Consider the following 23,049-nt stretch of genomic DNA (forward strand, 5'->3'; position numbering starts at 1 on the left):
CGACTGGGAGGTCATCATGAACAACGCATTCCCCTCCACCCCGTTCGGCGGCAACGGCAGCAACGGCGGCGACTTCGCCGGCGGCCTCGGCAACCTCTTCGGTGGCTCGCAGGGTCCGGCCGGAGCACTGTTCGAAGCGATGGACCAGCTCCGCAAGTCGTTCGAGTCGCGTCCCTCCGGCGGGTCCCGCATGGCCCGCGGCGACGTGCGCGCCGCCGTGCTCTCGCTCCTCACCGAGCGACCGATGCACGGCTACCAGATCATCAACGAGATCGCCGAGCGCAGCGGCGGTACCTGGAAGCCCAGTGCCGGCTCCGTCTACCCGACGCTTCAGCTCCTCGCCGACGAGGGCCTGATCGAGGCCGAGGAGCAGAACGGCCGCAAGACCTACGCCCTCACCGAGGCCGGCCGGGCCGTCGCCGCGGAGAGCACCGAGACCCCGCCGTGGGTGCCGTCCTCCGACAAGGACCGCAGTCGTGACGCCCGGTACAGCGCTCTGCCGAAGGCGGGAGTCGATCTCGCCGCCGCGGCCGCGCAGGTCGGGCGCAGCGGCTCCCCGGAGCAGGTGCAGCAGGCCATCGAGGTGCTCGACGAGGCCCGCCGTAGGCTGTACACGATCCTCGCCCAGGACTGACCGCGTCGTGCGGCGTCCGGCGCGGAACGGCGGAAGGATGACGCGATGACGGCAGCGGCGGCACAGGGTCCTCACCGAGCCCGGTACCGCCGCATCCTGTCGTTCGCGAGCCGTGAGTTCCTGAAGATCTGGTGGTTCGAGCTCGTGCTTCCGCGGTTCGGGCTGTCGTCCGTCGCGGAGCGCACGCGCGCCCGCCGCATGCAGCGGTTCGCGCGGCGGTTCCACACGCTCGCGGTCGAACTCGGTGGGCTCATGATCAAGGTCGGGCAGTTCATGTCCTCGCGCCTCGATGTGCTCCCGCCCGAGATCACGGCCGAGCTGGAGGGGCTGCAGGACGAGGTTCCCGCCGTGCCCACCCCGCAGATCCGGGCGCTCGCGGAGGCCGAGCTGGGCATGCCGCTCGAGCGGGTGTACACCTGGTTCGACGACACCCCGGTCGCGGCCGCGTCCCTCGGCCAGGTGCACCGGGCGCGGCTGTCGGCGCTCGATGCGGAGGACACCGGGCTCGACGAGGTCGTGGTCAAGGTGCAGCGCCCGGGCATCGACGAGATCGTCGCCGTCGACCTCGCCGCCCTCCGCCGGGTCGCGCGGTGGCTGACCCGGGTCCGGATCGTCGCCGACCGCGTGGACGCCCCCGCCCTCGTGGAGGAGTTCGCCGTCACGAGCCTCGAGGAGATCGACTACCTCCACGAAGCCCGCAGCGCCGAGCGGTTCCGCGAGAACTTCGCCGACGACCCGCGCGTCGCCGCCCCCGAGATCGTCTGGGAGCGCACGACCCGCCGGGTCCTGACGCTGTCCGACGTGACCGCGATCAAGATCAACGACACCGCGGCGCTCCGGGCGGCGGGCATCGACCCCTCCGCGGTCGCCGATGCCTTCGCTGAGGTCATGTTCGACCAGGTCTTCACGCACCGGTTCGTGCACGCCGACCCGCACCCCGGCAACATCTTCGTCACGCCCGTCCCTTCGACGGGCTCAGGGACCCAAGCGGGCTCAGGGACCCAAGGGGGCTCAGGGGCCCAGGGCGGCTTCCGGCTCACGTTCATCGACTTCGGCATGATGGCCGAGGTCTCCGACAACCTCCGCCAGGGGCTGCGGACCCTCCTCATCGCGGTGACAGCGCGGGACAGTCGCGGCCTCGTCCGTGCCGCGAAGGAGATCGGCGTGCTGCTCCCCACGGCCGACACGGGGGAGCTGGAGCGAGCGCTGACCGCCCTCTTCGCGCGCTTCGGCGGCATGGGGTTCGCGGAGCTGAGCCGGGTGGACCCGCGGGAGTTCACCGACTTCGCCGAGGAGTTCGGCGACATGGTGCGGCGGCTTCCGCTGCAGCTCCCCGAGGACATGCTGCTCCTCATCCGGGCCGTGTCCCTCACGTCCGGCATGTGCAGCGGCCTGAACCCGGCATTCAACGTGTGGGACGCGGCCGAGCCGTACGCCGCGCGGCTCCTCCGCGACGAGTCCGGAAACCTCATGCAGGACATGGCGGAGCAGGCCATGGCGAACGCGGCCACGACCTGGCGGCTCCCGAAGCGCATCGACGACATCATCACCCGCGTCGACGACGGCAACGTCTCCTTCGACACCTCGCGTCTGGAGCGCCGCCTCGACCGGCTGGAGGGCATCGCACGGCGGATCGCCTCCGGCGTGCTGTTCGCCGCGATACTCGTCGGCGGGGCGCTGCTCGTCGGTCCGCTCCCGCCATTGGGTATCACCCTGCTGTGGGTCTCGGTGCTGCCGCTCCTCGGCGCCCTCTTCCTGGGCCGCCGCCGCCCCCGCTGACTCCCGCCGAACCCCGCCTGAACCCCGCCCGACGGCCCCGCCAGAACAGGCGAACGCGCGGAATCAGGCGCTCCCAACCAGGAGCGCCTGATCTCCCGCGTCCGCCTGAGGCCCCGCAGGTGGAAAGATGGTCTCTCATGGACACGCCTGAGAAGCCCACCGAACGCTCCGCAGGATCGACCCGTCCGCGCACTGACGCCGTCGTGACCGGGACGCACCGACAAGCCGCGAAGGCCTCCGAGACCGCGCGCAAGATCGTCCGTGACATCACGACGGTCCCGCCGCGCAGCGTGCACCCGGCGCTCGTGCCCGGTGTCTCGGTCGAGGAGACGGGGCGCACCTACCGCACCGACCCGCTCGTCTTCGGCGTCGCCGCCGCGTTCGCCCTCGCCTTCATCGCGTGGGGCGTGTTCGCGGGGGACAACCTCGCCGGCACCACGAGCACGGTCCTCGCCTGGGTCGTGGAGTACTTCGGCTTCTTCTTCACGACCATCGCCACGATCATCCTCGTGTTCATGCTGTTCGTCGGCTTCAGCAAGTACGGGCGCATCCCGCTCGGCCGCGACGACGAGGAGCCCGAGTTCTCGATGTTCTCGTGGATCTCCATGCTCTTCGCGGCGGGCATGGGCATCGGCCTGGTGTTCTGGGGCGCCGCCGAGCCGCTGACGTTCTTCGAGAACCCGCCGCCAGGCACCGTCGAGGCGAACACCCTCGAGGCCATGCACACCGCGCAGACCCAGGTGCTGTACCACTGGGGTCCGCAGGCCTGGGCGTTCTACGCGCTCGTCGGCGGAGCCATCGCGTACGGCGCCTACCGCCGCGGCCGCACGCCGCTGATCTCCTCGATCTTCGCCCCACTGCTGGGCGAGAACCGCACCACGGGCCCGGTCGGCCGCACGATCGACATCTTCTCCATCATCGTGACGCTGTTCGGCACGGCCGCCTCGCTGGGGCTCGGTGCGCTGCAGATCGGGCACGGGGTCGAGATCGTCAGCGGAGCCGGACCCCTCGGCAACGGCATCCTCATCGCGGTCATCGCGGTGCTCACGGCCTGCTTCATCGCGTCCGCCGTCTCCGGTGTCTCCAAGGGCATCCGCGCGCTGTCGAACATCAACGCCGTGGTCGCCATCCTGCTGGCGTTCTTCGTGTTCTTCGTCGGCCCGACGCTGCTGATCCTCAACGTCATCCCGTCGGTCGCGGTCCAGTTCCTCGGCGACCTGCCCACCATGATCGGCCGCTCCGCCTCGCAGGGTGAAGCCGCGCAGGCCTTCCTGTCGAGCTGGACGATCTTCTACTGGGCGTGGTGGATCTCGTGGTCGCCCTTCGTCGGGATGTTCATCGCGAAGATCTCGCGCGGCCGCACGCTCCGTCAGTTCGTGTCGGTCGTCATCGTGGTGCCGTCCGCGATCTCGCTCGTGTGGTTCGCGATCTTCGGCACCACGGCCATCCAGCAGCAGATGGACGGCGCGGGTCTCGTCGTCGACCCGCCGGAGGAGGTGCTGTTCGGGGTGCTGGAGAACCTGCCGTTCCCGCTCGTCACCAGCATCATCCTGATCATCCTCATCGCGATCTTCTTCATCACGGGCGCCGACTCCGCCTCGCTCGTCATGGGCACGCTGTCCCAGCAGGGCCGCCCGGAGCCGTCGCGCTGGGTCGCCGTCGTCTGGGGTGTGCTCGTCGGGGTGATCGCGGCGGTGCTGCTCGTCAGCGGCGCCGAGGGGAGCGGCCTGCAGTCCCTGCAGAACGCGACGATCATCGCGGCGCTGCCGTTCGCGATCATCATGGCGTTCATGATGATCGCGTTCATGAAGGATTTGCGGCGGGATCCCCTGATCCTGCGCGACCGGTATGCCCGGGCCGCCGTCCGCCACAGCGTCATGGCCGGGCTCGAGGAGTACGGCGACGACTTCGCCCTCGTGCCCGTCGAGTACGACCACTCGGAGGACGACCTCGCCTGGATCGACGAGGACACCGTCGACGACACCCTCGCCGAGGTGTACGAGGCCGCGACCGAGGCGATCGACATCATCCCGCCGGCCGAGGTGGACGCCGCCGTCGATGCGGCGATGGACGCCCCTGCCGACAAGGACTGAACGCGGGAGCTCAGGCGCTCACGCCGGATCAGGCACGTCCTCACGCAGGACGCCTGAACCGGCGTGGTCGCCTGTCTCGGCGGCCGCGGTGATCCGGGCGGCCATGCCGGAGAAGATGAGCCCGTGGAAGGGCAGCACGGCGAGCCAGTACAGGCGGCCGAGCAGTCCGCGGGGGAAGAACACGGCACGCTGCTCGTAGCGGGCGCCGTCGCAGTCGGGCACCGCGCGCAGTTCGAGCCACGCCTCGCCCGGCACCTTCATCTCGGCGCGGAGGCGCAGCAGATGCCCCTCCTCGGTCTGCTCGACCGCCTCGACGCGCCAGAAGTCGATCGCATCCCCGACTCGGGCGGCGGTGCGGCTGCGGCGTCCGCGGCGCAGGCCCACGCCGCCGACCACGCGGTCCATGAGTCCCCGGGCCGCCCAGAGCAGCGGCGACGAGTACCACCCGTTCTCCCCGCCGATCCCGAGGATGACGCGCCACAGCTCCGCGACCGACGCGCGGGTCGCGACGGAGCGCTTGTCCGTGAAGACGGTGCGTCCGGCCCAGTCCGGGTCGCTCGGCAGCGGGTCGCTCGGGGCTCCGGTCACCTCGGCGTCCTGCCAGCTCGTCTCCACGGCGTCCGCGTCCACCCGGCCGAGGGCCAGCGCCACGGACCGGCGATACGGCGTGAGCCCGCCCTCGGGGCGCGGGATGAGTGCGTCGACGGCATGGTCCTTCATGATGCACTCGTTCTGCAGCGACGCGACGAGCGGCCGGGCGATGGAGCGCGGCACCGGCGTGACGAGGTTCACCCAGTGCGAGGCGAGTTCCGGGGTCAGCACCGGAAGGGCCGCGATGGCGCGCTGCCGCAGTCCGGCCTCCACCGCGTACCCGTTCATCATCTGGCCGTAGCGCAGCACATCCGGTCCGCCGATGTCGACCGCGCGATTCACCTGATCGTCGACCCGTGCCGCCCCGAGCAGGTAGTGCAGCACGTCGCGGACGGCGATGGGCTGGATCCGGTTGCGCACCCACTTCGGCGCCGGCATGTACGGCAGGACGTCGGTGAGGTGCCGGATCATCTCGAAGGATGCCGAGCCGGAGCCGATCACCACGCCCGCCTGCAGGACGAGGGTGGGCACCCCGGACTCCAGGAAGATCTCGCCGACGTGAACCCGGGAGCGGAGGTGCGGGGAGAGCTTCACGTCGTCCGGGTGCAGGCCGCCGAGGTAGACGATCCGCCGCACCCCGGCCCGGGCGGCTGCCGTGGCGACGGTGGTCGCGGCGCGCTCGTCGCTCTCCTCGAAGCCCTTCCCGGCCGACATGGAGTGGATGAGGTAGTACACGACGTCGACGTCGTCCATCGCGGAGGCGACGGCGTGCTCGTCGTCGGCGGACCCCTCGAAGATCTCGCACTCCTCGCCCCAGCCGAAGGAGGCGGCGCGGACGGCGTCCCGCGCGAGGACCCGGACCCGGTAGCCGGCGTTCAGCAGGCGCGGGGTCAGGCGGCCGCCGATGTATCCGGTGGCACCGAGCACGAGGGCGCGGGGTGCGGAGCCGTCGTCGCGGGGGACCGCCCGCAGGGCGTCCTCGCGACCGGTGGGCTGGGTGAGCTCGCTCATGCTCCGAGGGTAGATCCCGGGGCCGACATGCGGTACGGGCTTGCGCCCGCAGCATCGGCGCCTCCGGGTGACGTCGCGAGCACCCCCGGCGACAGGGTACGGTCGTATCCGTGACCTCAATCGAATCGATTCGACGAGCGCCCGCGGGCCGCGCCACCCGCCGCGCGCGCGTCGCCGTCTCGGCGCTGTTCCTCACGAACGGCGCCCTGTTCGCGAACATCCTGCCGCGGTACCCGGAGATCAAGGCCGCCCTCGGCCTCGACAACCTCGGCTACGGTCTCGCGCTCGCCGCCTTCCCCGCCGGGGCGATCGCGGCAGGACTCCTGGCGGCCACGCTGATCCGCCGCTTCGGGTCGGCGCGCATCGCGGTCATCGGCACCGTCCTCACGAGCCTCGGCCTGCTGTCGGCGGCGCTGTCCCCGACCGGCGCGCTCTTCGCGATCGCCCTCTTCGTCGGCGGCGCCTCCGATGCCATCACCGATGTCGCGCAGAACGCCCACGGCCTGCGCGTGCAGCGGCGGTACGGGCGCTCGATCATCAACTCCTTCCACGCCATCTGGTCCATCGGCGCGGTGCTCGGCGGAGTGATGGCCGCGGGCGCGATCGCCCTGCAGCTCCCGCTCGCCGTCCACCTGGGGATCTCGACCGCGGTGTTCGCGACGGTCGCCCTCGTCGCCCTCCGCTTCTGCCTGCCCGGCCGCGACGACGAGGCCGACGAGGAGGCGGTGGCGGAACCCGAGGAGATCGCCTCCGCGGTCCGTCGCGGCGTTCCGGCGCGGACGGTGCTGGCCGTGATCGCCCTGACCCTCATCGCGATGGCCGGAGCCATCGCCGAAGACGCGGGCAACTCGTGGGCCACCCTCTACCTCGGTGACTCCCTGGGAGCGGCGGCCGCGGTCGCACCGCTCGGATTCATCGCCCTCGTCGGCGCGCAGTTCGTCGGGCGTCTGCTCGGCGATCCGATGACCGATCGCTTCGGGCAGCGCTGGGTGGCGCGGGTCGGCGGCCTCATCGCCGCCGTCGGGATGACGCTCGCGCTGCTCTTCCCGAGCGTGCCCGGCACAATCCTCGGGTTCGCGGCCGTCGGCTTCGGCATCGCCACCCTCATCCCCGCCGCGATGCACGCCGCCGACGAGCTCCCTGGACTGCGGCCCGGGGTCGGGCTCACCGTGGTGTCCTGGCTGCTGCGGCTCGGCTTCCTGCTGTCGCCGCCGTTCGTCGGGTGGCTGGCGGAGACGCAGAGTCTCCGCGCGGGGCTCGTGGTCGCGCCTGTCGCGGCGCTCGTGGCGGTGCTGCTCGCGGGCTTCCTGGACGCCCGGCGCCCGCGGAACGGGTCGGACTAGGCCGGCTCCTCCACGAGATCGGCGCCGCCGTGCGCGGCGTCGGCGTCCGCGGCCTCCTGGATCGCGGCGGTCATTCCCACGAGGAACCGCATGACGACGACGCGCTCCTCGTCGGAGAGGTCGTCCACGAGGGACAGCATGCGCCGGTGCATCGCACCCAGCGTCGCGCGCACCTCGTCGTCGCTGCTCACGGTGGGCACGACGATCCCGGCGCGGCGGTCGGTCGGGTGCGGTTCGCGGCGGGCGTGCCCGCCCTTCTCCAGTCGGTCGATGAGCGTCGTCGTCGACGCGGTGGAGATGTCGAGCATGCGCGCCAGATCGATGGGCCGCACGATGCGCCCGGCCTTCTGCTCGCGCAGCAGGAACCGGAGGGCGACGAGGTCTGTCTCGTTCATCCCCATGGACGCGCGCGTGCGGGCGCGCATCGCCGTCTCGGCGCTGCGGTACCGCCGCAGCATGTTGAGCACGTCGACCGTGGTGGCGCGCTCGCTGTCGGGGTACCAGTACCCGGAGGCGTGGAACTCGCCGGTGCTGTCGGTCACGCGACCTCTCCTTCGTCGCTGGAACCGGCCTCCCGCTCGAGCATCTCCATCGCGCCGGTCTCGACCTCGGCCGGGACGATGCGCAGGAGCCCGCCGGTGATCGCGTCGGTCTCGGCGCCGATGATCTGCTCGATCCGGCGTCGCGAGACGGAGGGGAAGAGTTCCTCCAGGCGTGCGAGCAGATCGGCGTAGCGGATGTACGACGCCTCCTCGAGGCTCAGTGGCTCGGGCATGGCATCCTTTCGGGGGCAGGGTTCCATCATCGCACCTCCGGAAGTCCCTGGTCTCCCGCGAATATCGCTAGTCAGCCTTACTGTCAGACTGTCGAGGTACCATGGAGAGCGGGGAAGGAGGATCTCTGCATGGGAAACGTGAGCACCGACGTCTCGACCTCAGCGCTCGCGCGCGATGTCGACGACTTCCGTCGCGCCGACGCGCAGTTGAACCGCCGTCTCGCGGCTCGGCGCGAACCCAACGATACCGACCGCGCCGCGATGCACTTCATCAGCACCGCGCCCGTCGAGAAGCCCGTCACTCCCCGCGACCTGGCCACCTACCTCGGTATCAGCACGGCCGCCGTCACGAGCGTCGTCCGGCGGATGTCGGAGCGGGGACAGATCGTCGTCGCCCCGCACCCCCTGGATGCCCGGTCCAAAGTCCTCCGCCCGTCCCTGCGAGATCTGCACGGCCAGGGTGACGAGCTGGCGCAGCGTGTGGCCGCCGTCGAGGGCGAGTTCACGGCGGAGGAGGTGGCTGTGATCTCCCGCTTCCTGCGCCGCCTGACCGATGAGCTCGGCGATCTTCCCTGATCGATTTGATTTAACTAGTTAAACTAGTAAACTATCCTCGTCCAGGTTTTCTGCCACGAGGAGAAGAACATGGGAACCCTCACCTACGCGAACCTCGCCGAGCCGATCGAGATCGACGACGAGCTGCTCGCCCACCTTCGCGCCGCCACCGTCACCAAGCTGCGGCGCAACGAGCCGTTCGCGCTCACGGTGCAGACCGGCGCCGACCGCACCGAGACGCTGTGGATCCACGCGTCCATCCCGATCCGCTTCGTCGTCGAGACGTCGGTCACCCTGCAGCGACCGCTGCTGGCCCGTCTCATGCAGGCCGCGGGCTCGACCGGCGGACTCGACCTCACAGACCCCGAGCTCGCGCTCGATGCGGTATCGCGCGAACTGCACGCGATGTCCGCCTGATAACGGAGGGGTGCAGACCTGCCTCACCGCCTCGGGATCCTCTTCAAGGGCTCTCGGATCCCGGGCGGTGATGGCTACGGCGAGAACGGAGCGGGGGCTCTCGATCGCCGACCGCGGCATCCGGCCGCCGGGATTCGGGTTCCCGGCAGCCGGATGCCGTTTCTTCGTCAGAGGGCGGTGTAGCCGCCGTCGACGAGGTGGTAGCTGCCGGTGATGAAGCTCGCGGCGTCGCTCGCGAGGAACACCACGAGGTTCGCGACCTCCTCGGCCTGGCCGAGGCGCCCGATCGGGTGCTTGGACACGAGGAAGTCCTTCGCCTCGTCGCCCATGTTCGCCAGGAGCGGGGTGTTGATGAAGCCGGGGCCGACCGAGTTCACGCGGACGCCCTGCGCCGAGTACTCGAGGGCGGCGGTCTTCGTCATGCCGACGACGCCGTGCTTGGCGGTGACGTAGGCGGGGGAGCCTGCGAAGCCGACGCTGCCGAGGATCGAGGCGATGTTCACGACCGAGCCGCCGCCGTTGGCGAGGATCGACGGGATCTGCGCCTTCATGTTGCGGAACACGGCGTTGAGGTTGATGGCGATCACCTTGTCCCACGCGTCTTCCTCGTAGTCCGCGGTGGGCGCGGTGGCGCCGCCGATGCCGGCGTTGTTGACGCCGATGCGGAGCGGGGCGAGCGAGTTGGCGAGCTCGACCGACGAGGCGATCCAGGCCGGGTCCGTCGCGTCGCCGACCGACGCCTCCGCGGTGCCGCCGGCGGCGCGGATCTCCTCGACGACCGCGTTCGCGTGCTCCGCGTTCAGGTCGTTGACCACCACCGCCGCGCCGTTCTGCGCCAGCAGCAGGGCGACCGCGCGGCCGATGCCGCTGCCCGCTCCTGTCACGATCGCCGAGCGGTTCGAGACGTCGTACTGAGCCACTTTCGGGCTCCTTCCCGGGCGGGCGCGGTGCCGGGAGATCTTCTCGGACGGTCCGTCCTTCCCTCCAGCCTACGCCCGTAATACCGGTGTGGATTCATGTGAATGGAAATGCTCGGCCGCCTGGCTACGCTGTGGGAACCGTCTGTCCCGGGGAAAATGTCAGAATCGCGATGAAATCGGACTAAGTCCGATGTAAAGCGCGAAGCCCACTCCCTCACCGAACCGCCTCACGAAGGGGCTGATTCGATCATACGGATGGGGTCGGACATCTCGCCTCAGGGAGCTCTGAATCCCCATGGCGCGCATCTCGGCGACCCAGCGCTCCCCGATCGGCCGAGCAGGACAGCTCTAGCGTCGAACTTCGTAACCCTGTTCGTTAAGGAGGTTGATTGCGATCTCGAGCAGCGTCCCAATGAACTCGATGAGGTCTGCGATCAACTCCTCGTCTGGTTCGTACAGAGTCCCGCCCATCTGAGGTGTAGATGGGGGCGTCTCGATCGCGTGGCGCAGAGTGGTGATGAACTGCCCGTGCGCGTGGGCCGAAGTTATCGCCCAATAGTTGAAGGTCCGCAACGTGGGGCCTGGAACGCGACTCGCAATCTTCCTTGTGATCGAGGAGGGATCGATCAATGGCGCACTGAGAACGTCCTCTGGATCGGACCCGAGGTTGGTCGCGGTGGTCCTAAGGAAACGCCCCAGCGCGGCTATTCCTTGTTCCGTTCTGTCATCTGGTGTTTGAGCTTTGCGCAGAGCGTTCGTCAGCTTCAGCCCGTGCCTGTACTCGATGCGGGCGATCTCGAGCGCCCTGCGGACTCGAGTAGAGGAATCGGTGCCGTCCAGGATCCAGATGAGCTCCACGAGCCCCTCCAACACAGGACGGAACAAGGTGTAGTCAGCCTGCATATGAAGGAGCAACACGTTCTCCTCGGGGCTAGCCGCAAGCTCCGCCCAGGCGGATACGTGGTCCGCAGCGGTGAGGACGAGCCCGGAGACTATGGCATGAGGGATGACGATGTTTCCTGCGAGGGCTTGATCTTCCTCCGCCATTGACCCCTTTCGAACCGTGGGCACTCCACTCTTGATCGCCGCCGCGAAGTCCCGGAATCCTTCGACAGCACCGCCGAGAGTCTGCAATGTGGAACGCTTTGGCATAGCACTGAGCGTACGGGTGGATCGAGCGTCATCTGATAATCCGAGAATCGCGGACTGCCGTCCTGGGGCGGTTCTACTTCTTAACGCGGTAGCCGAGCCTTTTCACGGCTTTCGCGAGGTACACGTTCGCACTGGATGAGTCCAGTCGGGTGTGCACCAACGGCAGCGGCGGGAACGAGCCCTCGGCGGACGAGAACAGCGTCACCATCGGGCCGAAGTCGATCGATGACACATGGTAGAGCCCGTCGATGCTCGACCCAAGCTGGTCATGGATCGCATTCGCCCAGTTCCGCGTGTATCGCTTAGGCCCCATCTGGATCGAAGAGGTCGTCCCGTTGATCACGGGCCAGTTGCTGGTGAGATCCAGTAGCCGAAGCTCACGCGTCGGCCGCCAAGCCGCGAGGGTGTTTCCACGAACGCGCCGATTGATTAGTCGGCCCTTCTGAAACACCTCGCCGAGAGCTGTTGTAGATCCGGCAGCTGCGTACATCACGCCATAATCGGCATGGTGCTGATGCGGCTCGGGATGCGGGTCAAAGCGCATGGTTCTGATCGGCCCGAAGTGCCGTAGCTCATCCCACGCCTGTGGGTGAGCACCTCTTGTAGCGAAGACCCGCCAGAGGATCCCATCGAATGATCTCAGGTGCTCACTCGCGTCGAGTGTGAGCGGCGCCGGGGGTGTTGCGGGGACTTTCGCGTTCGACGGGCTCACGTGATGTCGGCGTCTTCGAGGATGTCCACTACGGGTGCAGGATCCTTCGCGGCAGCCAGCCACTCGATCGGCGTCATCCATTCCTGGGGGTCGACAGACTCATCGCTCGACCGCAAGTCGTCTTGAGGTGTTGTCATGAAGCCTTCGACGTCGGCCGGATCCCAGTCGGACGGGATCGCTCGGACGAGCAGCGGGAGGTGGGGGATCGTCGAGACCCTATCGCCGGGAATGAACTGCCATCGAGGGTAGAGGCGGATCCTTCCGGCCCGGAAGCCGTACAAGGTGTTCTTGCTCTGGCGGTGACGCACACTGGAGGCATCGATGCCGAGGAGCGCTGCGACCTCGGATGCGGTGTAGGTGTTGGTTAGGGCGCGCACGTGAGTCTCGCGCTCGAGCTTGGCGAGCCCACCGCTGGTGACGAATGCGGCTGCCTCGGCGAGCTCCTCCGGAGTGAAATCGCCGGACTCGATCAGGAAGTTGGCTTCCTGCTCTGTGAGGCCCAGCTCGGTCGATTGACGGTCGGCCATGGCATCGGCGAGCTCGTCGATGAGTGCGTTGAACACGGATACGTCGACGTTTGACGTCTTCGCCACCTGCGCAAGGCGCTCGACACCGGCTTGTACGTCGGTCTTTGCGGGGGCCTTGGTCGCCACGACGAGCTTCGGGTTTCCGTTGAGGAATCGACCTGTCACTGTGCCGCGGTTCACAGTCGCCTCGCGAGCGGAGGCGGCACGAGTGCGACTTTTCTTCACGGCCATCTTGCCTCCTCGTGTCGTCATCTGGTTAGCACGCACACGCAATATCTTACGCGCGCTTTTGCGTGTATGCACCCCCGCGAGGTGACGAGGTGAGAGCGGTCAAGAGCTCCCTGGCAAGGGAGCAGCGGCGTTGAAGGAGACCTGTCGTCCGCGCGTTCGAGGCGGCACCCCAACTCTTCGCCACCTTCCTCCCCGGCGCAACGCTTTCAACGCTCAGTGATCAGTGCGGATGTCGTTGGCTTACGCTTGAATGCTTGCGTGGGAAAGAGCAAGAAAACTCGGAGAAGCAAGCGGTCTCGATCTCAACTGCGGGCGGTGAGCGCCGCGCGACGGGAGCCCGACGCACTCGAACTGGCCTTTTCAGCGTACGATCCGGACGAGCTCTGGACGCTGATTTTCGCCGCCGCCACGTCCCCCGGCAACAGGCATCGGTCGGTGACATTGGGGAGCAGCTTCGCGGCTGCGCTACGAGCCTCCGCCGCTCCGGCGCCAGACGAATACCAGCCGCTGCCTGCGATCCAAGCACTGTCCGATCTAGCGGCTACCACCTATGGGATCGGCCCGGCGCGTGAAGATTTCATCCCCACCGACCCGACCCGAACTGTCTTCCTCGCGGTCGGCTCTGAGCCGCTGCGCGCGGTGCCCGGCCTCACCGAACGGCCGGTCGCCGACCTCACGCGTGCGCTCAGAATGGCGGAAGCGGTAGACGGTCGGCTTCACAGACGATTTCAATTCGGCATCGCAAACGTGGTGAACGTGGCGATGAAGTACGGCGACTTCTGCGCCCGCCACCTTGCAGACGCATGGGTACCAGCCCCGGATCTCGCGCTCAACGACGAGGTCTCCCTACCGGACGCGGAGTACGAAGCGACGCGGGCCTTCCTCAACCTGAACCCGCTCGACCACATCGAACTCGGTGAAGCTGATGAAAGGGCGTTGGAATGGATGACGAACTCCGCAAGTCGGGCCACGTTCGACGCGGAGAGTCTCTCCAGCCCGTTCGGGAGGTACCTTCGCTTTGCTCACTCGGCGGGTGCACACCGATGGGTGCCGCCACTTTTCATCCCAGAGATCATGGCCCATGCCGTACGAGAACTGGTGTCTGCGCTCGACCGGGACGGGCAAGCACGACGAGCCCTCCGGAGTTCTTGCCTGAACCAGATCCGCCGGTCCCTATGGCGCTTCTCCAACAGCTTGATCGAAGCTCCTCCCCGCAGTGAAGGCGTCGAGTCCCCGCTTCGCGGGATTGACGTTCAGTGGCTGGTGCCGGTGAACCCATCCACATTCATCGCCGTCTCAGTCATCTACGTCCCCGACCTGGGAGCCGCGCCGCCGCCATACATCGGCTCAGTGGAGCTGGCGAAACAGGTGAGGTCGCAATCAGGCCCTGTGCCGGTGCGGATGGCGGGCGGGCGACAAGGAACCATCAGGCCGGGCGCGGAGGTCATCCCGCTGACGGTGTTCGCTGCACCCGGCCACATCGCTGTGCCCCAGGCGGTCGGCGAAGCAAAGCTCGCGCTCGAAGACCTGACCTGGATCGCGGAAACGGCTACGTCCGACGATGATCTCTACGCATTCGCGCGGGATCTGAGCGCTCCCGATTTCCCTGAGAGTTTCGGGTGGGAGGCGATCAACTACTGGGAGCCATGGACAGCGAATGGCAAGTCGTTTTTCAAGGGTGGCGTGGTACCCAATGCCGTCTACTTTGAAGCGCACGCGGGCGAGGCCGAGTGGGATCGAGCGGTAGAGCTATCCGATCTCGAAGTGGCGCTCCTCAGGGTTGGGCTTCCCCCGATTCGAGACCTCCGAGCGGCAGAAGTCGCTCCGGGGCCCGTCGCAAACGTCGCGATGATTGCAGGTGACCCCATGTACGACGCCACCCGCGGTGTCAACATCGCGCCGAGTGTTGACGGGTGGTCCCTCGCTCTCACCGAACCTCCCGTTGCCGTGGCACGAGCGAGCCTGGAGGAAGCATCTGCCGACCGCCGACGGTTCTTCTTCGACTTCTGCGGCGGGCTAATCTACGGCTTCGCTGCGCTTGGTGATCGATGGCGTTTCGCGCACCAGGAGATCGATGTGCCCGGATACGTCCTTTACCTCCACGCATCGGAAACGGTCTCGGGTGAACCGTCCGGCGTGGTCACGCCGTATCTCGACCCGCACGCGCGTGCCGTCGATGAACCAGTCAACTTTTTGTGGCGCATCGATGTCGAGGGATTCGCAGATTCGGCGAATGGAGATCCGCACGCGGCGAATCTCCTAACAGCGGATGCAGTGTTCGATCTGCTCCGCGCGGGAGGCATGGATATCGAAACCGCAGCGGCGCTCCGCGACCAGTGGCGCACAGCGAGACCCTTTCTCATCTTGGAGATGAAGCAGGCCCGGACCACTCTCAATCACCTGCCTGATCCGTGGCGTTTACGACCCTCTGATGAGAGCCGCATGGTTGCGGCTTTGGGACGACGACTCCACGATGCCGGCGTTCAACCGGGAGAGTACCGGGCGGACGACGCGAATCGGCTCATCCGCGAGCATCTTGCGCCCCTTGCTCTCGAGACCCTGACTGAAGGAATCAAGAGACACGATGTGAGCGAGGTGGTGTTGACGGGGATGGAGCAGCTGGCGAGGGTGATGGACAGCGGTATTCATCAGCAAGACGATCTATCCCGAGTCGCGGCGAATCTCGCGACCGAATGGGATCCGCTCACCCGCACGGCCGAGCTCTCGGCGGAGACACTTCAGCTTCGTCAGTGTAACGAGATCGTGGTGGAGGCTGCCTTGCGCATCCTGGACAATCCGGCGGCGGTGAAGCCGATCACTCCTCAGGCGTGGAGCGGTCTTCTTGCCGCCGCAGATGCGTACCTCACCGCGACCACGCTGAGTGAGCGGATGTATCACCAAGTCGTGCCTGCAGTCATCAACCTCGGCCCGATGTACGAGCTGGCCGTTGACGACGATTCGCATCCCGACGCATCGGCGTGGGGCCTGCGAAACGACGAACTGACCCGTGCAGCTGCGAGCGTTCGGTTGCACGGCACTCAAGACGACGACTCGCTGCAGCAGGCGAACGAAGAAGACGACGTCGAAGATGCGTTCCAGCAGGCATGGGGAGCGACGTCGCAGGACATGCTCGCCGCACTCGCCACCCTCGCAAAGTGGGAAACGTTCGAGCCAGGCAGGACGACCGCGCACGTCACCGTGGCCGAGGCAACAGCATGGGTCTGTGACGCGCTGGGCCCGGACGCGGATGAGTCGCAGAGAACGCGTGTCGAAGTCGCTGTCGGGATGCTTACGAGCACGGCCGTCCAGATGCAAGCCGTGGAGTGGAAACCCTGGCAAACGCGCACACGGCGTCACCGGCTCCTCGTGCAACCGCTGGTGCAAGACTCGGACGGACGACTCATTATCAGCCCGCAGTACTTACTGACGTCCTTCCAGGTCTACTACCGCCACCTCCTCCAAGGAGTTCTTCCCTGGGCGGGAGACGTTCCCCAGCCTGTCAGCAACGCGCTTGCGGATCGCCGTGCGCGCCGCAATATTCGGTTCGAAAGATTCCTTCAAGACCGGCTAGAGGAACTCGGCTACACCACGGTCGCCCGCGTGAAACCCAACGACCACGCGCGACTCGGCGTGCCGATTCTCACGACCGAAGTTGACCTCGTGTGCGGACGCCCTGGCGATAGCACCATCTGGTTAATCGAGGCGAAGGATCCTGCGTCGGTGCACGGATTCGCTGAGACGGCACGCCAACTGCGCACCTTCTTCCGGGACCAGGTAGGAGACCGCGGGACCAAGCCCTGCTACGCCACGCAGCTAGCCCGCAAGGAGAGCGAACTAGCGCCCCACGTCGCGAGCATTGCGACGCGCCTCGGACTCGGGGACCCGCCTGAAGGCGAGCAGTTTCGCCTGAACACGCTCTTCGTAACCCGAAATCTCACTCCGGCAAACTACGTCGACGAGCGGTATCGGGTTGAGACGGCGACGGAGTTTCTCGCAGCTCGAGGCCAAACGCCGTAGGTGACATGCGAGAGCGGCGGCGCGCATCGCGGGCCCCCGCCTTCGCCAGCTCGATCACAAACGGCCTGATGGCCTCAACTCACCGAACTTGGACCGATTCACGCCGATGCGGCGATCCTCGCACGTGCACTAGCTCGGGCCCCCAGCCCGGCGGCGGAGGTCCTACTCCTTGTGGAGCAGCCAGACACCTGGTGCTGTCTGGCGAGGACGTTCCCTCGGAGTCTCGGTCGACATGCTGATCGCTCTCGACCGAAACGCAGCTCGTCCCGCCCTCGCAGTTGCCGCGAAGAGCTTATCTCACAGCATCCCGGCAAGCGCGGCCGTCAGCATAGAGCTCCTCCGTTTGCACGCCGCATCGAAGCTTCGCGGCGACATATTTGCGAAGTAGTCACGTCCCAGTCCGCACGTTTCGATCACCGGCACGTCTGAGGGGCTCGCAAGGTTCGGCAACTAGAATCCTGGCATGACCGCTCAGCCCGCACCGAAGCCTCATGTCGGAGCTGCGCTCAATCGTGGTGCTGCCGAAGAGCTGGCGCGGACGTTGAGGGCGGTCGCTGATCCGACGCGGTTGCAGATCTTGAGCATCATTCTGGGATCGGCTGACGAGCGGGCGACCGTGGGCCAACTAGCGGAGGCGTTGGGGTTGCGTCAGCCGACAGTGACCCATCACGTCCGCATTCTGTTGGACGACGGGTTCCTGGCACGCGAACAGGACGGCAAGCTCGGCTGGCTCTCCGTGCACCCGACGCGCCGTAGCGCCGTCGAGGACTTCCTCCGATGAATGAGGGGTCGCCGCACCGAGTGGGGAGCCCCCTCGGGGAGCAGGCTGCCCGGGAACGGGCCGGTCAAGTGTCAGTCCTCGGCAACCCCGATACGCTCCGCGTTCTCAGTGCCCTTGCCTCCGGGATCAAAGCCCCGGAGATCGCGGCTGTCCTGAACGCCGATCTATCGGTCGTCGAGCAGGCAATCCACTCGCTGGAGCTCGTTGATCTCATCCGTAGCGACGGCGATGTCTGGGTGCCGACAGCCGATGCCTGGGTCCGTTTTGGGAGATTGCTGTCGAGTGAGTCGATTGAGCCGAAAACACCCGAGGCTTCCGTCACGGCTCTCCCGCGAGCTGTGTCCACCATCGTTGACGACCTCTCGTACCGATTCAGCTCGACGTTCAGCCGCGAGACAGTGGCGGGTTATGTCGCCCAGAGTTACCTCCTCCTGAGCCAGCGGACGCGAGTGCGCGAGCACCTGTTGACCATGACCGCCCGGTACGCCGCCGACCGCCTGGATGCGCTCGCAACCAGTCAGGGCCTGGTTCTGCGTGATACTCCTGAGGTCCTGTTTGTGTGCGTGCAGAATGCGGGGAGGTCGCAGATGGCTGGAGCCCTACTCCGCCATCTGTCTGGCGGCCGGGTGCACGTGCGCACGGCTGGATCCTCACCGGCGGAGGGCGCGCACCCTCGTGTTGCCGCGGCACTGGAGGAAGTGGGCGTGGAGCTCTGGGGCGAGTTCCCGAAACCGCTGACCGACGAAGTGGTGCGTGCCGCCGACTACGTCATCACGATGGGGTGTGGGGATGCGTGCCCCGTCTTCCCTGGGCGCCGTTACATGGAGTGGGATCTACCAGATCCGTTGGAACTCGATGAAGACGGTCTCCGTGGCGTTAGAGACGACATTCGCGCCCGGGTGCTTCAGCTCCTGGTCGAGCTCAAAGTGGAGCCTCAGGACGCGAGTCGGTAGCCGGCCACTCGCACCGTCTCGATAAGGGCTTGTGCGGGGGCGAAAGTCGCCAGCCGGGCGCGCAGCTTCGTCATGGCGACGCGAACAGAAGCGTGCGGATCCTCGAGGTCGGAGCCGAACGCAAGCGCGAGTGTATCGATGCTCACACTCTCGGGATACGCGCGCACGATCTGATGCAGGAGTTCGAATTCGCGCGGGGGAAGCAACAGTGCATGCTTCTGCCAGCGGAGGCTGCGGTGCGTGATGTCGAGGGTCAGCTCCCCGAATCGGAGGGTGCGGTCAAGCGGGCCTGTCCGTGGGTGGAGGCGCGCCAATTCACGCAATCGGTCGGGGGTGATGGGGAGGCGGATGGTGCCACGCATTCCTGCTCGCATCGCAGCTTCGATCATCGACGTCTCCGTGTCTTCGCTCACCCCGAAGAAGATCGGTCCTCCGCACACCGGTTCGGCGATCTGCACGATGGCCGCGAGCCGGTCGACCGACTCCCCGCCGGCGAGGACGAGCGACGCCTCGTAATCGTGGGCCAAGTCTGCCAGCGCATCGACGATCTCAGCGTGCACCGTTATCGGGACGCCTGCATGTCTGAACTCGGCGAAGCTCCCACGAAGGATCTCCGAACTGCGCCCGTGCAGAACGAACCGCGGGTCACCACCAGACAGGGAGGTCATCCGAATCGTCCGCTGATGTAGTCCTCCGTGCGCTGGTCCTGCGGCTGCTCGAAGATGTTCTTGGTGAGGTCGTATTCCACCAGGACTCCTGTGCGGTCTCCGGTGGTCTCGTCGGCCAGGGCGGTGAAGAATGCCGTGCGGTCGGCGACTCGTGCAGCCTGCTGCATGTTGTGGGTGACGATGATGATTGTGTAGTCCTGGCGCAGCTCGTGCATGAGGTCTTCGATCCGCGAGGTGGCGATGGGATCGAGGGCCGAGCACGGCTCATCCATCAGGATCACGTCGGGCTGCACCGCGATGGTGCGCGCGATGCATAGGCGCTGCTGCTGGCCGCCGGAGAGTCCGAACGCGGACTGCTTTAGCTTGTCTTTCACCTCGCCCCAGAGTGCTGAGCGTGTGAGTGCCTCCTCGACGAGGTCGTCCATGTTGTCGACCTTCATCCCTGTGACGCGAGGGCCGTAGGCGATGTTGTCGTAGATCGACTTCGGGAACGGGTTCGGCTTTTGGAAGACCATCCCGACGCGTCGTCGGACCTCGATGGGGTCGACGCCCTTCGCGTAGATGTCTTCCTCTTGGAAGATGACGTTTCCTTCGACGCGGGCACCGTCGACGAGGTCGTTCATGCGGTTCAGGGAGCGCAGGAGCGTGGATTTGCCGCATCCGGAGGGGCCGATGAGCGCGGTGATCTCGTTGCGTCCGAACTCGAGGTTGACGCCTGTGACGGCCCGGAAGTCGCCGTAGTACACGTTGACGTCTTCGCAGCGGATGAGTCCGCTGGGGGTTTCGGCAACCCGCCGTGAGTCTGCGGTCTGGAAGTGGGTGTGGGCCGCCGTCGGCGCCGCTGCGCTCGTCGAGGTGCTCGTGGAGGTGCTCATGGGTTTACCACCGTTTCTGGAACTTGTTGCGGATGAAGATGGCGAGGGCGTTCATCAGGATGAGGACGGCGAGCAGGAGGAGGCTCGTGGCGCCGGCGAGCTCGTGGAATCCCTCCTGCGGGCGCCCGGTCCAGTTGAAGATCTGGATGGGGAGCGTGGTGTATCCGCTGAGCAGCCCGTTCGGATCGAACGTGATGTAGACGAGCGCTCCGAGGACGAGCAATGGAGCTGCTTCGCCGAGAGCTCGGGACAGCGCGAGGATCGAGCCGGTCGCGATGCCTGGGACCGACGCGGGAAGCACCTGCCTCCACGTCGTCTGCCATTGGGTGGCTCCCAGCGCCAGCGAGCCGTCGCGGATCTCCCGGGGTACGGCGCGCAACGCCTCCCTGGTGGCGATGATGATGACCGGGAGGATGAGCAGCGTCAGCGCGAATGCTCCACCGATGACGATGTTCTTGTTGGTGACTCCGAGCATCGACAAGAAGGCGAGAGCGAGGAGACCGTAGACGATTGAGGGGACAGCAGCGAGGTTTTGGACGTTGAGCTCGACGAACCGGTTGAACCAGCGCTTCCGGTCGGCGAACTCCTCGAGGTGCACGGCGGCGGCGATTCCCAGGGGGAGGGTCATCACAGCGGTGGCCCCAATCGCCCAGACCGATCCGAGGATGGCTGGACGAGCTCCGGCTTCCTCCGGGTCAGCGGAGGGGAAGTTCGTCACCAGGTTCCAGGTGAGCTTGTTCTGTCCAGTGATGAAGATCGTGATCAGCAGAGTGACGAGCACAGCGAATGCGACGAAGAGCGACAGCCAAAGAAGTACGAGGAAGATGAGCGCGGTGGGACGCAGTTCGCCGTTTCGCCCGGTATTCAGCGGCCGGGTCGCGTTGAGCACACGGGACTCGGGAATCGTGGGCGCGGACATCAGTAGGCCTCCCGGAATCGGCGGACGAATCGGATGCTGATGAAGTTGATGAGCAGTGTGATGAGGAACAACAGCAGTCCGACAGCGAAGAGGGTGTTGTACTCGAGGCTTCCGACGCGGGAGTCGCCGAGAGCGGCGTTCGCGATGAAGCCGGTCATCGTCTGCCCCTGCTCCAGCGGATTGCTCACGAGCTGTGCCTGACTGCCCGCAGCGATTGCGACGATCATCGTTTCTCCGACGGCCCGGGAGATTCCGAGAACGACGGCGGCGACGATGCCAGACAGCGCGGCCGGAAAGACCACGCGAAGAGTGGTCTGCATGCGGTTGGCGCCGAGAGCGGCACTTCCCTGACGGAGCGCGCTGGGGACAGCAGACATCGCGTCCTCGGCGATGGATGCGATGGTCGGGATGATCATGACTCCCATCACGAGGCCGGCAGCGAGGACGCTGAACGCCCCTGTGGGGAGCTGCAGCCAGTCGCGGAGGACGGTGCCCTGCACGAACTGGAGGGCGAAGAACCCGTAGACCACGGTCGGGATACCCGCGAGGATCTCCAGCAGGGGCTTGAGCACCTTGCGCACTCGCGGTTTCGCGTACTCGGCGAGGAGGATCGCCGCACCGAGGCCGAAAGGAACGGCGACGAGGAGCGCGATGACCGTGGTCCACAGGGTTGCCGTGACCAGGGGGAGGACGCCGAAGGAGGCGTCCGCGAATCGAGGGGCCCAGCGCGTGCCGAAGAGGAACTCGAACGGTGAGACCTCCGCGAAGAAGCTCAGGGACGGGACCAGGAGCGCGATGACGATGCCCACGGTGGTGATGACCGTGATGGCTGCGGCAAGGCGCAGACCGAGTTTGATGAGGAACTCACCGGGCCGGCGGCGGCCTGCGAAAGACGAGGAGGGGGCGGGGGCCCGGCCGGTAGCCGGGCCCCCGGGCCGCTCAGTGACGGTGGTCATGGGAATCGTCCTGAGCCGGAGGCTTAGCCGAGCGAGGCGAGCTCGTCAGCCGCCGTGGTGACCTGCTCTTCGGTGAGGGGCACGAAGAGTGCGCGCTCGGCGATGTCGAGCGAGTTGGCGACGTAGAAGTCGATGAACGACTTCACCGGCTCCTTGTCGACGTACGAGGCGTTGTTCACGTAGATGAACAGCGGGCGCCCGAGCGGAGTGTAGGTGCCGTCCTGGACGGTCTCGGTGCTCGGCATCACGCCGTCGACCGCGACAGCCTTGATGACGCCCTCGTTCTCTTCGACGTAGCTGAGCCCGAGGAACCCGATGGCACCGACGTCACCTGCGACACCCTGGATGGTGATGTTGTCGTCTTCCGAGGGGCTGTAGTCGGTGCGAATCGCACCCTCTTCGCCGTTGATGGCGTCGGTGAAGTAGTCGAACGTTCCCGAGTCGGTGCCTGCACCGAAGAGCGTGATCGCCTGGTCGGGGAAGCTCGAGTCGACCTGGTTCCAGTTCGTGATCTCGCCCTCGGCCTCGGGACCCCAGATCTTGTTCAGCTGCTCGACGGTGAGGTCTTCAGCCCAGTCGTTCTCGGGATTGACGACGACGGACAGGCCGTCGTTGGCCGCGATGATCTCGGTGTACTCGATGCCGGCAGCCTCGCACTCGGCGGCTTCCTCGTCCTTGATGGCGCGGGAGGCGTTGGAGATGTCCGTCTCGCCCGCGCAGAAGGTCTTGAAGCCTCCACCGGTGCCCGAGGTAGCGACGGAGACGTTCACTCCGGACTCCTCATCGCGGAACAGGTCGGCTGCGGCTTCCGTGAGAGGGGCGACTGTCGACGACCCGTCGGTGTTCACCGAGCCGGTCAGCCCGCCCGATCCTTCGCCGGAGCCGGCGGATTCGCCTGCGCTCGGCTGCCCACCACAGGCGCTCAGCGCGAGAACGCCGATGACCAATGCTGTGGAGGCGAAGATCTTTGCTGTGGTCTTTCGCACGATTGCTTCCTTCATCTCAGACTCGTGACAGGCGGCCGATAGACCGCCTCGAATAGATGGTGATCTATTCGACGTATTGATAGAAGGTCATCTATGTGAACGTGAGGTTAACGGACTCGGAAGAACTCCCGCGCATCGCCGGCAAGCACTCGGC

21 protein-coding genes are annotated in these 23,049 nt (G+C 66.7%); 9 read left to right on the forward strand and 12 right to left on the reverse strand.

The window, feature by feature from the left end; all coding sequences use genetic code 11:
* The first annotated feature begins 16 nt into the window (after positions 1-16).
* From BLU02_RS11175 to BLU02_RS11185, 3 genes are all read left to right on the forward strand, one after another.
* Positions 17-634 (forward strand): PadR family transcriptional regulator, encoded by a 618-nt coding sequence (locus BLU02_RS11175; protein WP_082750032.1) that lies wholly within the window; start codon positions 17-19, stop codon positions 632-634.
* Between the two features lie 45 nt (positions 635-679).
* Positions 680-2,413 carry an ABC1 kinase family protein gene (locus BLU02_RS11180; protein WP_060921950.1) on the forward strand — a complete coding sequence of 578 codons (1,734 nt, stop codon included), beginning with the start codon at positions 680-682 and terminating at the stop codon, positions 2,411-2,413.
* A gap of 137 nt (positions 2,414-2,550) precedes the next feature.
* Positions 2,551-4,506 (forward strand): BCCT family transporter, encoded by a 1,956-nt coding sequence (locus BLU02_RS11185; protein WP_060921949.1) that lies wholly within the window; start codon positions 2,551-2,553, stop codon positions 4,504-4,506.
* 18 nt (positions 4,507-4,524) lie between these two features.
* Here the strand turns inward: BLU02_RS11185 and BLU02_RS11190 are convergent, their stop codons facing one another.
* The gene (locus tag BLU02_RS11190) at positions 4,525-6,108 is read right to left on the reverse strand and encodes an SDR family oxidoreductase (protein ID WP_060921948.1); all 1,584 of its coding nucleotides are present in this window, start codon (positions 6,106-6,108) and stop codon (positions 4,525-4,527) included.
* Between the two features lie 119 nt (positions 6,109-6,227).
* Here BLU02_RS11190 and BLU02_RS11195 point away from each other — a divergent pair, with 119 nt between their 5' ends.
* Positions 6,228-7,451, forward strand: a complete 1,224-nt coding sequence (locus BLU02_RS11195) for an MFS transporter (protein WP_060921955.1) — start codon at positions 6,228-6,230, stop codon at positions 7,449-7,451.
* Here BLU02_RS11195 and BLU02_RS11200 read toward each other — a convergent pair.
* Positions 7,448-7,993 carry a MarR family winged helix-turn-helix transcriptional regulator gene (locus tag BLU02_RS11200; RefSeq protein ID WP_060921947.1) on the reverse strand — a complete coding sequence of 182 codons (546 nt, stop codon included), beginning with the start codon at positions 7,991-7,993 and terminating at the stop codon, positions 7,448-7,450. The genes BLU02_RS11195 and BLU02_RS11200 overlap by 4 nt on opposite strands.
* Entirely contained in the window at positions 7,990-8,226 is a 237-nt protein-coding gene (locus BLU02_RS11205; protein ID WP_060921946.1) for a hypothetical protein, read from the reverse strand. Before BLU02_RS11205 ends, BLU02_RS11200 begins: the two co-directional genes overlap by 4 nt.
* A 129-nt stretch (positions 8,227-8,355) precedes the next feature.
* Here BLU02_RS11205 and BLU02_RS11210 point away from each other — a divergent pair, with 129 nt between their 5' ends.
* Both BLU02_RS11210 and BLU02_RS11215 read left to right on the forward strand, forming a co-directional pair.
* Positions 8,356-8,802: a MarR family winged helix-turn-helix transcriptional regulator gene (locus tag BLU02_RS11210; protein WP_060921945.1), complete on the forward strand. Its 447-nt coding sequence runs from the start codon at positions 8,356-8,358 to the stop codon at positions 8,800-8,802.
* 69 nt (positions 8,803-8,871) lie between these two features.
* Positions 8,872-9,198 carry a DUF7882 family protein gene (locus BLU02_RS11215; RefSeq protein ID WP_060921944.1) on the forward strand — a complete coding sequence of 109 codons (327 nt, stop codon included), beginning with the start codon at positions 8,872-8,874 and terminating at the stop codon, positions 9,196-9,198.
* A gap of 167 nt (positions 9,199-9,365) precedes the next feature.
* Here BLU02_RS11215 and BLU02_RS11220 read toward each other — a convergent pair whose 3' ends face one another.
* The 4 genes from BLU02_RS11220 to BLU02_RS11235 all read right to left on the reverse strand — a co-directional run bounded on the left by BLU02_RS11220 (position 9,366) and on the right by BLU02_RS11235 (position 12,740).
* Positions 9,366-10,118, reverse strand: a complete 753-nt coding sequence (locus BLU02_RS11220) for an SDR family NAD(P)-dependent oxidoreductase (protein WP_060921943.1) — start codon at positions 10,116-10,118, stop codon at positions 9,366-9,368.
* A 348-nt stretch (positions 10,119-10,466) separates the two neighbouring features.
* Positions 10,467-11,270: a hypothetical protein gene (locus BLU02_RS11225; RefSeq protein ID WP_157547051.1), complete on the reverse strand. Its 804-nt coding sequence runs from the start codon at positions 11,268-11,270 to the stop codon at positions 10,467-10,469.
* Positions 11,271-11,343: 73 nt separating this feature from the next.
* Entirely contained in the window at positions 11,344-12,063 is a 720-nt protein-coding gene (locus tag BLU02_RS11230; protein WP_081859934.1) for an RES domain-containing protein, read from the reverse strand.
* Positions 11,979-12,740 (reverse strand): hypothetical protein, encoded by a 762-nt coding sequence (locus BLU02_RS11235; RefSeq protein WP_051662429.1) that lies wholly within the window; start codon positions 12,738-12,740, stop codon positions 11,979-11,981. Before BLU02_RS11235 ends, BLU02_RS11230 begins: the two co-directional genes overlap by 85 nt.
* A 258-nt stretch (positions 12,741-12,998) precedes the next feature.
* On the opposite strand from BLU02_RS11235, the gene BLU02_RS11240 reads away from it, so the two are divergent.
* The 3 genes from BLU02_RS11240 to BLU02_RS11250 all read left to right on the forward strand — a co-directional run bounded on the left by BLU02_RS11240 (position 12,999) and on the right by BLU02_RS11250 (position 18,491).
* The gene (locus BLU02_RS11240) at positions 12,999-16,757 is read left to right on the forward strand and encodes a hypothetical protein (protein ID WP_157547052.1); all 3,759 of its coding nucleotides are present in this window, start codon (positions 12,999-13,001) and stop codon (positions 16,755-16,757) included.
* A 463-nt stretch (positions 16,758-17,220) separates the two neighbouring features.
* Complete coding sequence (locus tag BLU02_RS11245) at positions 17,221-17,538, forward strand: ArsR/SmtB family transcription factor (protein WP_029264065.1); 318 nt, start codon at positions 17,221-17,223, stop codon at positions 17,536-17,538.
* A 68-nt stretch (positions 17,539-17,606) separates the two neighbouring features.
* Positions 17,607-18,491 carry an arsenate-mycothiol transferase ArsC gene (locus tag BLU02_RS11250; RefSeq protein WP_231919561.1) on the forward strand — a complete coding sequence of 295 codons (885 nt, stop codon included), beginning with the start codon at positions 17,607-17,609 and terminating at the stop codon, positions 18,489-18,491.
* Here BLU02_RS11250 and BLU02_RS11255 read toward each other — a convergent pair.
* The 5 genes from BLU02_RS11255 to BLU02_RS11275 all read right to left on the reverse strand — a co-directional run bounded on the left by BLU02_RS11255 (position 18,473) and on the right by BLU02_RS11275 (position 22,895).
* A complete protein-coding gene (locus tag BLU02_RS11255) occupies positions 18,473-19,159 on the reverse strand; it encodes a winged helix-turn-helix domain-containing protein (protein WP_029264067.1) in 687 nt (228 codons plus the stop codon). The two genes, BLU02_RS11250 and BLU02_RS11255, sit on opposite strands and share 19 nt — an antisense overlap.
* On the reverse strand, positions 19,156-19,926 hold the full coding sequence (gene pstB / locus BLU02_RS11260) for a phosphate ABC transporter ATP-binding protein PstB (protein WP_081859936.1): 771 nt from the start codon (positions 19,924-19,926) through the stop codon (positions 19,156-19,158). Before pstB ends, BLU02_RS11255 begins: the two co-directional genes overlap by 4 nt.
* Before the next feature lie 112 nt (positions 19,927-20,038).
* Positions 20,039-20,953, reverse strand: coding sequence for a phosphate ABC transporter permease PstA (pstA, locus tag BLU02_RS11265; RefSeq protein ID WP_029264069.1), 915 nt, complete (start codon positions 20,951-20,953; stop codon positions 20,039-20,041).
* Complete coding sequence (pstC, locus tag BLU02_RS11270; protein WP_029264070.1) at positions 20,953-21,909, reverse strand: phosphate ABC transporter permease subunit PstC; 957 nt, start codon at positions 21,907-21,909, stop codon at positions 20,953-20,955. The genes pstA and pstC overlap by 1 nt, the downstream gene beginning before the upstream one ends.
* 23 nt (positions 21,910-21,932) lie before the next feature.
* A complete protein-coding gene (locus tag BLU02_RS11275) occupies positions 21,933-22,895 on the reverse strand; it encodes a PstS family phosphate ABC transporter substrate-binding protein (RefSeq protein WP_231481738.1) in 963 nt (320 codons plus the stop codon).
* Positions 22,896-23,049: the final 154 nt, after the last annotated feature.

Source organism: Microbacterium paraoxydans, from assembly GCF_900105335.1.
In the GTDB taxonomy this organism is placed as follows: domain Bacteria; phylum Actinomycetota; class Actinomycetes; order Actinomycetales; family Microbacteriaceae; genus Microbacterium; species Microbacterium paraoxydans.